12 protein-coding genes and 1 pseudogene are annotated in these 12,851 nt (G+C 63.8%); 2 read left to right on the top strand and 11 right to left on the bottom strand.

Translation table 11 applies throughout. The annotated features are described in order from the left end of the window. From KHO18_RS23945 to leuC, 6 genes are all read right to left on the bottom strand, one after another. Window positions 1–582 (bottom strand): type IV pilus assembly protein FimV (locus tag KHO18_RS23945; RefSeq protein WP_409365108.1); only part of this gene is annotated, 582 nt, incomplete at its 3' end. Window positions 583–875: 293 nt separating this feature from the next. Then, window positions 876–2,012 carry an aspartate-semialdehyde dehydrogenase gene (gene asd, locus KHO18_RS23940; RefSeq protein WP_144199405.1) on the bottom strand — a complete coding sequence of 379 codons (1,137 nt, stop codon included), beginning with the start codon at window positions 2,010–2,012 and terminating at the stop codon, window positions 876–878. A gap of 288 nt (window positions 2,013–2,300) precedes the next feature. After that, window positions 2,301–3,368 (bottom strand): 3-isopropylmalate dehydrogenase, encoded by a 1,068-nt coding sequence (gene leuB, locus KHO18_RS23935; RefSeq protein WP_211944008.1) that lies wholly within the window; start codon window positions 3,366–3,368, stop codon window positions 2,301–2,303. Between the two features lie 34 nt (window positions 3,369–3,402). Beyond that, window positions 3,403–4,053, bottom strand: a complete 651-nt coding sequence (gene leuD, locus KHO18_RS23930; RefSeq protein WP_211944007.1) for a 3-isopropylmalate dehydratase small subunit — start codon at window positions 4,051–4,053, stop codon at window positions 3,403–3,405. 10 nt (window positions 4,054–4,063) lie between these two features. Next, window positions 4,064–4,195, bottom strand: a complete 132-nt coding sequence (locus tag KHO18_RS23925; protein ID WP_144199412.1) for an entericidin A/B family lipoprotein — start codon at window positions 4,193–4,195, stop codon at window positions 4,064–4,066. Window positions 4,196–4,242: 47 nt separating this feature from the next. Beyond that, a complete protein-coding gene (gene leuC, locus KHO18_RS23920; protein WP_144199414.1) occupies window positions 4,243–5,652 on the bottom strand; it encodes a 3-isopropylmalate dehydratase large subunit in 1,410 nt (469 codons plus the stop codon). Between the two features lie 358 nt (window positions 5,653–6,010). Here leuC and KHO18_RS28555 point away from each other — a divergent pair. Beyond that, window positions 6,011–6,391 (top strand): annotated as a pseudogene (locus KHO18_RS28555) (Hcp family type VI secretion system effector); the annotation flags it as partial. 642 nt (window positions 6,392–7,033) lie between these two features. Further along, window positions 7,034–7,390, top strand: a complete 357-nt coding sequence (locus KHO18_RS23910) for a hypothetical protein (RefSeq protein ID WP_244845041.1) — start codon at window positions 7,034–7,036, stop codon at window positions 7,388–7,390. Between the two features lie 49 nt (window positions 7,391–7,439). Here KHO18_RS23910 and KHO18_RS23905 read toward each other — a convergent pair whose 3' ends face one another. From KHO18_RS23905 to KHO18_RS23885, 5 genes are all read right to left on the bottom strand, one after another. Next, on the bottom strand, window positions 7,440–8,141 hold the full coding sequence (locus tag KHO18_RS23905; RefSeq protein ID WP_092290155.1) for an ABC transporter ATP-binding protein: 702 nt from the start codon (window positions 8,139–8,141) through the stop codon (window positions 7,440–7,442). After that, window positions 8,141–8,908: a high-affinity branched-chain amino acid ABC transporter ATP-binding protein LivG gene (livG, locus tag KHO18_RS23900; RefSeq protein ID WP_144199418.1), complete on the bottom strand. Its 768-nt coding sequence runs from the start codon at window positions 8,906–8,908 to the stop codon at window positions 8,141–8,143. The genes KHO18_RS23905 and livG overlap by 1 nt, the downstream gene beginning before the upstream one ends. Next, entirely contained in the window at window positions 8,905–10,170 is a 1,266-nt protein-coding gene (locus tag KHO18_RS23895) for a high-affinity branched-chain amino acid ABC transporter permease LivM (RefSeq protein WP_144199420.1), read from the bottom strand. The genes livG and KHO18_RS23895 overlap by 4 nt, the downstream gene beginning before the upstream one ends. 10 nt (window positions 10,171–10,180) lie before the next feature. Beyond that, a complete protein-coding gene (gene livH, locus KHO18_RS23890) occupies window positions 10,181–11,107 on the bottom strand; it encodes a high-affinity branched-chain amino acid ABC transporter permease LivH (protein WP_144199422.1) in 927 nt (308 codons plus the stop codon). Window positions 11,108–11,245: 138 nt separating this feature from the next. Further along, a complete protein-coding gene (locus KHO18_RS23885; protein ID WP_144199424.1) occupies window positions 11,246–12,373 on the bottom strand; it encodes a branched-chain amino acid ABC transporter substrate-binding protein in 1,128 nt (375 codons plus the stop codon). Between the last annotated feature and the right edge of the window lie 478 nt (window positions 12,374–12,851).

Genomic DNA, 12,851 nt, shown 5'->3' with positions numbered 1-12,851 from the left:
GGCCGGACGTGCGGGCTCAGACGAAGCGGCGGCCGGCACCGGCGCGGCGGGCGTAGCTGCCTGCGCGGGGGTCTCGGCCGGGGACGCATCGGGCGTGGCCGCCTGCACCACCGTGGTCGGGGCGAAGCTCTGGTTGGACTTCGCGCCCGCCGGATCGAGCAGGAACGTGTAGGCCCGCGTCACCTTGCCGCTCGACCAGCTCATGTCGACGAGGATGTCGACGAATGGCTCGCTGATCGGCTGGTTGGAACGGACGGTTGCCACATAGCTGCCGTTGGGGCGCTGCTCCACCTGGAGCCGCACGCCGGAAACGGCCGGCAGGTACGTCAGCCCTGCCCTGGCATAGGCGGCCGGCGAGGCAAGCTTGACGCTGAGACTGTCCGCTTCCTCGGCCGAAACGCCGCTGATATCGATTTCAGCCTGGAGCGGTTGCCCCAGATTGGACTGTACCCGTAATTGTCCGAACCCCGCGGCATACGCGGCCGGCTGCATCAGCAGCAAACCGAGAGCCGTGACGGCCAGCGTTGACCAGCGCTGACGGACAGTAGGCGCATCTTTCCGGCGATGTAGGCTCACACTCACCTCGTGCTCCATTTATGTTTCTAGTAGCGAAAAATAAACCCGACCCCAAATGCCTGGCTGGTGGGCGGACGGCCGGTGCGGACGAAAAACGTCGTGCCCGATTGTCTCACCCCTTCGCCGCAATGACGCGACGGTGACCCCTTGGCCAGGCGAATGCCGGCTGTATTGTGACGCAAGCCCGAGAAAAATAGGGGTCCGAACGTAACAACGCCGCGCTGGGGCGCGGCGTTGGCAGGAAAGCACCGGATTCTGTTGCCTCCCCGCAACGAATGCCGGGGAGACTCAGTACCCGCTTACTTCTCGATCAGAATGCGCAGCATACGCCGCAGCGGCTCGGCGGCGCCCCACAGCAGTTGGTCGCCCACCGTAAAGGCCGACAGGTACTCGCCGCCCATCTGCATCTTGCGCAGGCGACCCACCGGAATGCTCAGCGTGCCGGTCACGGCAGCCGGGGTCAGGTCGGTCATGCTCGCTTCGCGCGTGTTCGGCACTACCTTGGCCCATGGGTTGTGGGCGGCCAGCATGCCTTCGATCTCGTCCAGCGGCACATCCTTGCGCAGCTTGATGGTCAGCGCCTGCGAGTGGCAGCGCATGGCGCCAATCCGCACGCACAGGCCGTCCACGGCGATCGGGGTAGCCCCGGTCGCGCCCAGGAAGCCATCGCCACGACCCAGGATCTTGTTGGTCTCGGCGCCGCCCTTCCATTCTTCGCGCGACACGCCGTTGCCCAGGTCCTTGTCGATCCAGGGAATCAGGTTGCCGGCCAGCGGCACGCCGAACTGCTTGGTTTCGTCCGCCGACAGGCCGTGCTGCGTGGCCAGGATGGTGCGGTCGATCTCGAGGATCGCCGAGGCGGGGTTGTCCAGCAGCGGCTTGACCGAGGCGTTCAGGGTGCCGAACTGCGTCAGCAGCTCGCGCATGTGCTGCGCGCCGCCGCCCGAGGCGGCCTGGTAAGTCATGGAGGTCATCCACTCGACCAGGTCGTTCTCGAACAGGCCGCCCAGGCCCATCAGCATGCAGCTGACCGTGCAGTTGCCGCCGATGAAGTTCTTGACGCCCTTCGAAAGCGCATCCTTGATCACGTCCTGGTTGACGGGGTCGAGCACGATGATCGCGTCGTCCTTCATGCGCAGCGAGGACGCCGCGTCAATCCAGTAGCCGTTCCAGCCGGCCGCGCGCAGGCGCGGGAAGACATCGCTGGTGTAGTCGCCGCCCTGGGCGGTGAGCACCACGTCGCACTGCTTCAGCGCGTCGATGTCATTGGCATCTTTCAGCGTGGTTTCGTTCTTCGCCATGGCCGGGGCCTTGCCGCCGGCGTTGGACGTGCTGAAGAAAACGGGCTCGATATGGTCGAAATCGCGCTCTTCCTGCATGCGTTGCATCAGGACGCTGCCGACCATTCCTCGCCAACCGACGAGACCTACAATCATGACTTACCTCGGATGTGATGAGTACTTCCCCGCCATTTTCCTCGCCCGGCGTACGCTGCGCGGGGAAGACGGGCAGGCACGACGAACGATCTTAGGGGATCGTTTTGGTAGTAATGGTTTTAATCGTCGCGGTATGGTCGCGCGAACCCACGCCGGCCGTGATCACGGCAGCGATGGCAGTAGCGAGGAACTGGGGAATTCGGACCATTTGCGGAGTCTACACGATTTTCTTGCGCCAACGGGGCCCGAAGGCCCCGTTTTTGGCACGAACTGGCAAAAAACGGCCGATTACAGCGCAGCCAGCACGGCTTCGCCCATCTCCCGCGTGCCGACCTGCTTACAGCCCGGTGTGAGGATGTCGCCGGTGCGGTAGCCCTGGGCCAGCACCTTCTTGACGGCGTTCTCGATGCGGTCGGCCTGCTCGGCCTTGTTCAGCGAGTAGCGCAGCATCATCGCGGCGGAGAGGATGGTAGCCAGCGGATTGGCCACGCCCTTGCCGGCGATGTCCGGCGCCGAGCCATGCGACGGCTCGTACAGGCCCTTGTTGTTGGCATCGAGCGACGCCGACGGCAGCATGCCGATGGAGCCGGTCAGCATTGCGGCTTCGTCGGACAGAATGTCGCCGAACATGTTGCCGGTGACGATCACGTCGAAGCTCTTCGGCGCCTTCACCAGTTGCATGGCCGCGTTGTCCACGTACATGTGCGACAGCTCGACGTCCGGATATTCCTTGCTGACATCGATCACGATGTCCTTCCAGAACTGGAAGGTCTCCAGCACGTTGGCCTTGTCCACGCTGCACAGCTTCTTGCCGCGCTTGGCCGCAGCCTGGAACGCCACGTGGGCAATGCGGCGGATCTCGGGCTCGCTGTAGCGCATCGTGTCGAAGGCTTCGCGGGCGCCCTTGAACAGGCCGTCCGGGGCCTCGCGCATGCCGCGCGGCTGGCCGAAGTAGATGTCGCCGTTCAGTTCGCGCACGATCAGGATGTCCAGGCCGGCCACCAGCTCGGGCTTCAGGCTCGAGGCGCCGGTCAGCTCCGGATAGCAGATCGCCGGGCGGAAGTTCGCAAACAGCTGCAGGTGCTTGCGCAGACCCAGGATGGCCTGCTCCGGGCGCAGCGGACGCTCCAGGCTGTCGTACTTCCAGTCGCCCACGGCGCCAAACAGGATGGCATCGGCCTCCTTGGCCAGCTTCAGCGTGTTTTCGGGCAGCGGATGGCCTTCGGCCTCGTAGCCGGCGCCGCCCACGGGCGCCGTTTCCAGTTCGAATGTCTCGTCGAGGGCGTTGAGCACCTTGACGGCTTCGGCAACGATCTCGGGACCAATGCCGTCGCCCGGCAGGACTGCAATCTTCATCTGTCTTCCTGTATTGGAGGTGTGTCTCGGGCCGTCAGCCGACCAGGCGATTGCCCAGCCAGGGCATCTTCGTCAGGCGCTCGGCTTCGTACGCCTTGATCTTGTCCTTGTGGCGCAGCGTCAGCGCCACGTCGTCGAAGCCGTTAAGCATGCAGTACTTGCGGAACGGGGCGATGTCGAACGGATAGCTGTTGCCGCCCGCCGTGATCACCACCTGCTTGTCCAGGTCGATGGTCAGCTGGTAGCCCGGGAACGCGTTGGTCTCGTTGAACAGGTGATCGACCTGGAGCGCCGTCAGCACCACCGGCAGCAGGCCGTTCTTGTAGCAGTTGTTGAAGAAGATGTCGGCAAAGCTCGGCGCGATGACGGCGCGGAAGCCGTACTGCGTGAGCGCCCACGGCGCGTGCTCGCGCGAGCTGCCGCAGCCGAAGTTGTTGCGCGCCAGCAGGATGCTCGCGCCCTGGTAGCGCGCCTGGTTCAGCACGAAGTCCGGGTTCAGCGGACGCTTGCTGTTGTCCTGGCCGGGCTGGCCAACGTCCTTGTAGCGCCATTCGTCGAACAGGTTCGGGCCGAAGCCCGTGCGCTTGATCGACTTCAGGAACTGCTTCGGGATGATGGCGTCGGTGTCGACGTTTTCGCGGTCCAGCGGCGCCACGAGGCCGCTGTGTACGGTGAACTTGTCCATGAGTATGTCCTTACTTGCGCGCCGCGTTCTCGAGGGAACGGCCGGCGGCCTGCGTGTCCTTGCCGAGGCCGGCCATCGTGTTGCAGCCAGCCAGTTGCAGCATGCCCAGGCATGCCAGGAACGTGATCACGATCTTTTTCATGTTCTGCTTATTCGATTAGCCGTGTACGGATGCCGTTGCGTAACGCGTCAGCCCAGCTTGCGGATGTCGACGAAATGACCCTCGATGGCAGCGGCGGCGGCCATCGCCGGGCTGACCAGGTGGGTCCGGCCGCCGGCGCCCTGGCGGCCTTCGAAATTGCGGTTCGAGGTGGACGCGCAGCGCTCGCCCGGCTCCAGCCGGTCGGCGTTCATCGCCAGGCACATCGAGCAGCCCGGCTCGCGCCATTCGAAGCCGGCGGCCTTGAAGACCTTGTCCAGCCCTTCGTGCTCGGCCTGCGCCTTCACCAGGCCCGAGCCCGGCACCACCATCGCCAGCTTCACATTGCCAGCGACCTTGCGCCCCAGCTTCTGCACCACCCAGGCGGCGGCGCGCATGTCCTCGATGCGGCTGTTGGTGCAGGAGCCAATGAACACCTTGTCGATCTGAATCGACTCCATCGGCACGTTCGGCTGCAGGTTCATGTACTCGAGCGCACGTTCCATGGCGTTGCGGCGGTTCGGGTCCTTTTCCTTCTCGGGATCGGGCACGCGGTCCTCGATGCTGACCACCATCTCGGGCGACGTGCCCCAGGTGACCTGCGGACGGATGTCCTCGCCGCGCAGCTCCACCACCTTGTCGAAGTGAGCGCCCGCGTCCGAATGCAGCGTGCGCCAGTAGGCCACGGCCTGGTCCCACTCCACGCCCTGCGGCGCGTACGGACGACCCTTCACATATTCGAGCGTCACATCGTCCACGGCCACCAGGCCGGCGCGGGCGCCAGCTTCGATCGCCATGTTGCAGACGGTCATGCGGCCTTCCATCGTCAGGTCGCGGATGGCGGACCCGGCGAACTCCATGGTGTAGCCCGTACCGCCGGCCGTGCCGATCTTGCCGATGATGGCCAGCACGATGTCCTTGGCGGTGCAGCCGCGCGGCAGCTTGCCTTCCACACGGATCAGCATGTTCTTGGCCTTCTTGCCCAGCAGCGTCTGCGTGGCCAGCACGTGTTCCACCTCCGACGTGCCGATGCCATGTGCCAGTGCGCCGAACGCGCCGTGCGTGCTGGTATGCGAATCGCCGCAGACCACGGTCATGCCCGGCAGCGTGGCGCCCTGCTCCGGCCCGATCACGTGGACGATGCCCTGGCGGTGATCGGTCATCTTGAACTGGGTGATGCCGAAGGCGTCGCAGTTGGCGTCCAGCGTATCGACCTGGAGCTTCGAGACGGGGTCGGCGATGCCTTGCGTACGGTCCGTGGTCGGCACGTTGTGGTCGGACACGGCCAGGTTCGCGCTGATGCGCCAGACCGGACGCTCCGCCAGCTTCAGCCCCTCGAACGCCTGCGGGCTGGTCACTTCATGCAGCAGGTGGCGATCGATGTAGAGCAGCGTCGTGCCGTCTTCCTCGACGTGGACGGTGTGGTCATCCCAGAGTTTGTCGTAGAGCGTCTTGGCCATGATGCAGGGGGGGCAGACCGTCCGTCCGGGCAGGGACGGCGGAGGTCCGCGCAGTGGTTTGCAGGGATTGTTATTAACCGGATGCCTTCGCGGGTCGGCGCCGCTATTGTGCCGCGCCTCCGGCGTGGCCGGTGATTGCTTGACATCGCAAGCGATTATGCCACGCGGGGCTTCCTCAGGCGGTCAGACGCTATCGATAACCCGGCAGTCATTGACGAAAGGGGGATTTCGCGGTTGGCGAAAAGGGGTGGGTGGCGGCAAGTCCGGGGCGGCGGCGCCTTTCGAACTAGTCCTATAGATCACTTGGCGGGCGATCGATAGGCTCCCGGAGTACTTCTCACCTGAACGGGAGCATGCGATGGCGCAGGACATTTTCTTGAAGCTGACAGGAATCGAAGGCGAAGCGGCGGACGCCAGCCATTCGAAGGAAATCGAGGTTCTGACGTGGGAATGGTCGGTGAAGCAGCCATCGAACATGCACGCAGGAAGGGGCGGTGGCGCAAGCAAGGCGACCGTTGAGGACCTGACGTTCGAACACTATGTCGACCGCGCCACGCCCAATCTGGTTCAGTACTGCCTGACCGGGAAACATATCGGCAGCGCAGTGCTGACGATGCGCAAGGCGGGTGGCAAGCCGCTTGAGTTTCTTAGGATCACGATGGAGGACGTCCTGATCACGCAGGTGAAACCAGCTCACAACATCAATATGCGCGCGCCCCGGGAAGAAGTCAGCCTTGCGACGACTCCATCGGTATCGAAATCGTTGGGAAATCCGTGCCGATTGATCCAGCCAGTGACTGCAAGACCGCAAGAATCTACGAGAACGTCACCACCCAGCAAAATGCGTCGCTCCGCTGGCTCATCGCAGAACTGGTTGCAACGTTCAACGTTTCGACCGGAGAGATTTATCGACATCCTCAGGTCTCATACAAGAACCCAACCGAGGCGAGCACCGCAGTATGGTAAAGGTCGGACTGATCTGTGTCTCAATGATTGCCGCATTTTACGCATTACCCGTAACGGCCCAAGAGAGAACCGTAAAAAACGTCGTCATCAAGGAAACGGGCTTAACCTCGCACACTGACGACGCCAGCCTCACGGAAAATTGCAAGACCTTCAAGCCAACAGTCGGCCAAGTAAAACGGTATTTCTCCAGAGCTTATCCAATAGAGAGCCGTATTCTGACGCACGAGCGTTATTCCCCCTGCTTTGCAGTGGGTGAAGTATCGTTCAGCGACAACACTTCAGGCAGATTCCGGCTCTACTCAGGAGGGACCGCCACATTATTCTGGTTAGGAGGCAATACGGTCGATCTGCTCTACAAACGCAACAAATGGCATGACCCGTTCGCATGTGCATATGGTCTTACCGACGAGCCGGAATGCTGACGGCCCAAGGCCGCGTGGAGCACTATCCGGACGCTCCCCAGCCGCCTTGGATCGTATTCCCGCACATCGAACCTGGTGAACTGGCGCCACATGTCAGGCAAGGCGTAGCCGAACCATGGTTCGACCGGGAATGGAGGCCCTTCTGGACGTCGCTGACGCCGATACAACGGGATCTCTATCTAGACGGCTGGCAGGCCAGCCCTGAATGGCGAGAGGCAATTGCTTTTGTTTTCGAGTCCTTCTCGGAGCTCGATGTCGATCAAGACGCCAAGGAGTCCGAGGAATACCTGAGAGCGAATAGCTCACACCCAAAGAGGTGCTCGCTACTCAACCGACTCTTCAAGCGGTAAGCGATATATGGAGGGCAAAGCCTGGACTCCAAGCTCTGTCCACCCTCCCTCACCCCCCCAAATACGCCGCCCGAATCCGGTCATTCGCCAGCAAATTCTCCCCGGTATCCGCCAACACCACCTTCCCGGTTTCCAGCACGTAGCCCCGGTCGGCCACCTGCAGTGCCTTGTTGGCGTTCTGTTCGACCAGGAACACTGTGACACCTTCGTCACGAATGGTGCGGATGATGTCGAAGATCTGGGCGATGATCAGCGGGGCGAGGCCCAGTGTCGGCTCGTCCAGCAGCAGCAACCGGGGGCGGCTCATCAGGGCGCGGCCGATGGCCAGCATTTGCTGTTCGCCGCCGGACATCGTGCCCGCACGCTGGCCCGAGCGCTGGTTCAGCCTCGGAAAAAGCTTGAATACGTGCTCGATGCCGGCCTCGATGTCGTGCCGGCTGGCGAAGAAGGCGCCCATCTTCAGGTTTTCCAGCACGGTCAGGCTCGGAAACACGCGGCGCCCTTCCGGCGAGATCGCCATGCCCATGCGCATGATCTCGTGGGTGTTGCGCTGCGTGATGTCCTGCCCCTCGAACGACACGCGGCCGCTCGAGGCGCGCGGCGAGCCGCACACGGTCATCATCAGCGTGGTCTTGCCCGCGCCGTTGCTGCCGATCAGCGTGACGATCTCGCCCTTGTTCACTTCGATCGATACGCCGCTCAGCGCCTCCACGGCGCCATAGTGGGTATGGACCTGTTCCAGCTTCAGCATCAGTCCTCTCCCAGGTAGGCCTTGATTACGCGCGGGTCGTTGCGCACTTCCTCGGGCTTGCCGATGACGATCGGCTTGCCGTGCTCCATCACGAGGATGCGGTCGGACACGCCCATGACGAGGCTCATGTCATGCTCGATCAACAGCACCGAAATGTTGAATTCGTGGCGCAATTTGTCGATCAATTGTTGCAGTTCGATCTTCTCCTGCGGATTCAGACCAGCGGCCGGCTCGTCGAGCATCAGCAGGCGCGGCTTGGTGATCATGCAGCGCGCGATCTCGAGCCGGCGCTGGTGCCCGTAGGACAGCGTGCCCGCCTCACGGTTGGCCACCGAGGTCAGACCCATGCGTTCCAGCCAGACGGCGGCCCGTTCCAGCGCCTCGCGCTCGGCGCGGCGGTAGGCCGGCGTGGCGAACAGCCCGCGCAGCAGGCCGGACTTGACCTGCAGGTGCTGCGCCACGAGCAGGTTCTCCACCACGGTCAGCGACCTGAACAGGCGAATATTCTGAAATGTACGCACCAGCCCGCGCCGCGCCACCTGGTGGCTCGGCAGGCCGGCGATGGCCTGGCCGTCCAGCGTGACCTCGCCGGCGGTGGGCTTGTAGAAGCCGCCCACGCAGTTGAACACCGTGGTCTTGCCGGCGCCGTTCGGGCCGATGATGGCGAAGACCTCGTCGCGACGCACATCGAAATCGATGCCGTCCACGGCCAGCAGCCCGCCAAAGCGCATCTGCAGGCCGGATACTTTCAGCATTTCCGCGCTCATTGCGGCAACTCCACGTGGGGACGGCTCGCGGGCAGCAGGCCCTGCGGACGCCACATCATCATCAGCACCATCACCAGGCCGAAAATCAGCATGCGGTATTCGGCAAAATCGCGCGCCACTTCGGGCAGCACCGTCAGCAGGATGGCCGCCAGGATCACGCCCAATTGCGAGCCCATGCCGCCCAGCACCACCACGGCCAGGATCAGCGCCGATTCGATGAACGTGAACGACTCCGGATTGACCAGCCCCTGGCGCGCCGCGAAGAACGCGCCGGCCAGCCCCGCGAACGAGGCGCCCAGCGTGAACGCCGACAGCTTGATGCGCGTGGGGTTCAGGCCCAGCGATCGGCAGGCGATCTCATCGTCGCGCAGCGCCTCCCAGGCGCGGCCCATCGGCATGCGGATCAGGCGGCTCGTCACAAACAGGGTGAAGCCCACCAGCAGCAGTGCCAGCAGGTACAGGAAGATCACCATGTGCTGGCCGGTGTAGTCGAGCCCGATCATCTCGTGGAACGTGCGCGTGCCTTCCACGCTCGCGCTGCGCGCCATCTCGATGCCGAACACGGTCGGCTTCGGAATGCCCGAGACGCCGTCCGGGCCGCCGGTCAGGCTGGTCAGATTGTTCAGCAGCAGGCGGATGATTTCACCAAAGCCGAGCGTGACGATGGCCAGGTAGTCGCCGCGCAGCCGCAGCACCGGGAAACCGAGCACGAAGCCGAACAACGCCGACATGCCCGCAGCAATCGGCAGGCACTCCCAGAACGTGAACCCGAAGTACTGGTTGAGCAGCGCGTACGTATAGCCGCCCACTGCGTAGAAGCCCACGTAGCCCAGGTCGAGCAGGCCGGCGAAGCCCACCACGATGTTCAGGCCCAGGCCCAGGATCACGTAGATCAGGGCGAGCGTGGCCACGTCCACCGCGCCACGCGAGCCGAAGAACGGCCAGACCAGGCCCACCGCCAGCAGCACCCAGATCACCACGCGCTGCTGCTGCGCGCCCATCGCCGGCGCGGCCGGCAGCTTCACGGCGCTACGGGCCCGCGTTAGCAGCGGCTTGAGTAGCTGGAAGACGAAAACGGCTGCCACGGCGATCCAGACCGGCCGCCAGTGCGGCTCCAGCACCACCTTGTAGCCGTCCAGCTTCAGTTGCAGGCCCAGCACGGGAATGGTGAGGATGGCCGTCATCACAGCCGCCGTCACCGCGCCCTTCATCGTCTGCGCGACGGAATGCGATACAGATTTTTGGTACATCGCTTGTGTCATGGCGCCCTCCTCAGACCTTTTCCACATCCGGCTTGCCAAGCAGGCCGGTCGGACGGAACAGCAGCACCAGGACCAGCAGCCCAAACGCCACCACGTCCTTGTACTCGGCCGGCATATAGCCGGAGGCGAAGGTTTCGGCCAGGCCCAGCAGCACGCCGCCGAGCATCGCGCCCGGAATACTGCCGATGCCACCCAGCACGGCGGCCGTAAAGGCCTTGATGCCGGCGATAAAGCCGATGAACGGATTGAGCTTGCCGATGGTCAGCCCGATCAGCACGCCACCCACGGCGGCCAGCATCGCGCCGAGCACGAAGGTGAACGAGATCACGCGGTTCGTGTCGATGCCGAGCAGGTTGGCCATGCGCATGTCCTCCGCGCAGGCGCGGCAGGCGCGGCCCATGCGCGAATGGCCGATAAACAGCGTCAGCGCCACCATCAGCACCAGCGTCACGCCCACGATCAGCAGGCGCGAATAGGGCACGGTCACGACGAAATCGCCGCCCATCTGGAACTCGATGGCGCCCGAGATCAGCACCGGCACGGACACGTCGCGCGCGCCCTGCCCGATCTGGACGTAGTTCTGAAGAAAAATCGACATGCCGATGGCCGAGATAAGCGGTACCAGCCGCGGCCCGCCGCGCAAGGGGCGATACGCCACGCGCTCCACGGCAAAGCCATAGCAGCCGGTGACGGCCACGGCCACGATCAGCGCAGCGCCCAGCACCAGCGGCAGCGGGTAGCCGGCCTGCGCGCCGATGGCGGTCAGGGTGACGAGGCCCACGTAGGCGCCGATCATGTAGATCTCGCCGTGGGCAAAGTTGATCATGCCGATGATGCCGTAGACCATGGTGTAGCCAATGGCGATCAGCGCATAGATCGCACCCAGCGTCAGGCCGTTGACCAGCTGCTGGGTGAACTGTGGAAGGAATTCGTTCATGCGGAGGACCTTGTGGATCGGGAAGGCCGATGCGGCGTGCCGGCCGTCAGGATGTGACGACTATCCGACATCGAACCGATACCAAAACGCCCCGCTCCCTGTGCAGGAGCGAGGCGTTTCGCCAGACTGGCGCCGGACTTAGTTGGCGGCGGTCTTCGTGGCGTCCTTGTGCCACGTGTAGACAACGAACTTGAAGGACTTCAGGTCACCCTTCTCGTCGTACTCGACCTTGCCGATCGGCGTGGTGAACGCGTTCTTGTGCATGTACGCGGCCACTTTGGCCGGGTCCGTGCTCTTGGCGCCAGCGATGGCGTCGCCGATGATCTTCACGGCGGCGTAGGCGGGCATCTGGAACGGGCCGTTGGCGTCACGCTTCTTGTCGGCGAAGGCCTTCACCAGCGCAGCGTTGGCCGGGTCGGCCGAGAAATCGGCCGGCAGCGTGACCAGCATGCCTTCCGACGACGGGCCGGCGATGGCCGTCACGTCCTTGTTGCCCACGCCTTCGGGGCCCATGAACGTGGCCTTCACGCCCTGCTCGCGCGCCTGGCGCAGCAGCAGGCCCATTTCCGGGTGATAGCCGCCGAAGTAGACGAAGTCCACGCCCTGCGACTTCAGCTTCGTGATGACGGCGGAGTAGTCCGAATCCCCGGCGTTGATGCCTTCGAACACGGCCACGGGAATCTTGGCAGCTTCCAGGTCCTTCTTCACCGACGAGGCGATACCCTGGCCGTACGACTGCTTGTCGTGCAGCACGGCCACTTTCTTCGGCTTGACCTTGCCGATGATGTACTGGGCAGCGGCAGGACCCTGCTGGTCGTCACGGCCGATGGTGCGGAAGATGAACTTGCGCTTCTTGTTCTCGGTCAGCTGCGGCGCGGTGGCCGACGGCGTGACCATCACGATGCCTTCGTTTTCGTAGATATCCGATGCCGGAATCGTCGAGCCGGAGCACACGTGGCCAATCACGAAGCGAATGTTCTGGCTCACGATCTTGTTGGCCACCGCCACGGCCTGCTTGGGCTCGCAGGCGTCGTCCATCAGTACCACTTCGAGCTTGTTGCCGCCGGCACCGCCCGCGGCATTGATCTGTTCGATGGCGGTCAGGGCACCGGCCTTGACCATATCGCCGTACTGGGCGACCGAGCCGCTCATGGGGCCGGCGATGGCGATCTTGACGGTTTCGGCGTGGGCCAGGCTGGCGGCAGTGAGGCCGGCGGTGGCAATCACGGCGGCCATGGCAGTGGACGTGAGACGGGACAACGTCATCAGGAGCTCCTCGATTATGTTTGGGTCATTCCGGGCAGAGGCGGCATGACCAGCGCAATCGAACAACACCCGCGGGGAGAGCCGCCGGAGGTGGCGGAGGGAAGACCCGAAGCGGAAGACGGGCCTGCGATGAAGACGTGAAGCGATGCGGGGCCCGGCATGTGTCAGCGCCCCGGAAGCCCGTGGCGCCAAAAGTTCGGAAAGACAACGTTGATGCGTTCTCTATTGCGCAAGCGCTTCGCCTGCCCCGCCTTGCCGCGCGACGTGCCGGAAGGGTGGCCCGGCTGCCGGTGGCAAAAGCAGCCCGCATTATAGAGGGAAGTTGCAACCGGTTGGGGCGATAGTTCCCGACTTTGCCGAAAATCAGACAACAAATGTAGACAGTTGCAACCTTCCCATGGCAGGAATCGTCGCAAAAATGGCCTTTCACAACTGTTGTGCATAACTGCGACGATGACCCTCGCGCGGCGGCGCACAA

This window comes from Cupriavidus campinensis (genome assembly GCF_905397395.1).
Taxonomy (GTDB): domain Bacteria; phylum Pseudomonadota; class Gammaproteobacteria; order Burkholderiales; family Burkholderiaceae; genus Cupriavidus; species Cupriavidus campinensis.
This window is presented reverse-complemented; position numbering and strand designations above follow the sequence as displayed.

What these genes read in the sequence shown, in the direction of transcription:
- asd (WP_144199405.1), bottom strand. Translation starts at nt 2,012, where the DNA reads ATGATTGTAGGTCTCGTCGGTTGGCGAGGAATGGTCGGCAGCGTCCTG.
- leuB (WP_211944008.1), bottom strand. Translation starts at nt 3,368, where the DNA reads ATGAAGATTGCAGTCCTGCCGGGCGACGGCATTGGTCCCGAGATCGTT.
- leuD (WP_211944007.1), bottom strand. Translation starts at nt 4,053, where the DNA reads ATGGACAAGTTCACCGTACACAGCGGCCTCGTGGCGCCGCTGGACCGC.
- KHO18_RS23925 (WP_144199412.1), bottom strand. Translation starts at nt 4,195, where the DNA reads ATGAAAAAGATCGTGATCACGTTCCTGGCATGCCTGGGCATGCTGCAA.
- leuC (WP_144199414.1), bottom strand. Translation starts at nt 5,652, where the DNA reads ATGGCCAAGACGCTCTACGACAAACTCTGGGATGACCACACCGTCCAC.
- KHO18_RS23910 (WP_244845041.1), top strand. Translation starts at nt 7,034, where the DNA reads ATGCTGACGGCCCAAGGCCGCGTGGAGCACTATCCGGACGCTCCCCAG.
- KHO18_RS23905 (WP_092290155.1), bottom strand. Translation starts at nt 8,141, where the DNA reads ATGCTGAAGCTGGAACAGGTCCATACCCACTATGGCGCCGTGGAGGCG.
- livG (WP_144199418.1), bottom strand. Translation starts at nt 8,908, where the DNA reads ATGAGCGCGGAAATGCTGAAAGTATCCGGCCTGCAGATGCGCTTTGGC.
- KHO18_RS23895 (WP_144199420.1), bottom strand. Translation starts at nt 10,170, where the DNA reads ATGACACAAGCGATGTACCAAAAATCTGTATCGCATTCCGTCGCGCAG.
- livH (WP_144199422.1), bottom strand. Translation starts at nt 11,107, where the DNA reads ATGAACGAATTCCTTCCACAGTTCACCCAGCAGCTGGTCAACGGCCTG.
- KHO18_RS23885 (WP_144199424.1), bottom strand. Translation starts at nt 12,373, where the DNA reads ATGACGTTGTCCCGTCTCACGTCCACTGCCATGGCCGCCGTGATTGCC.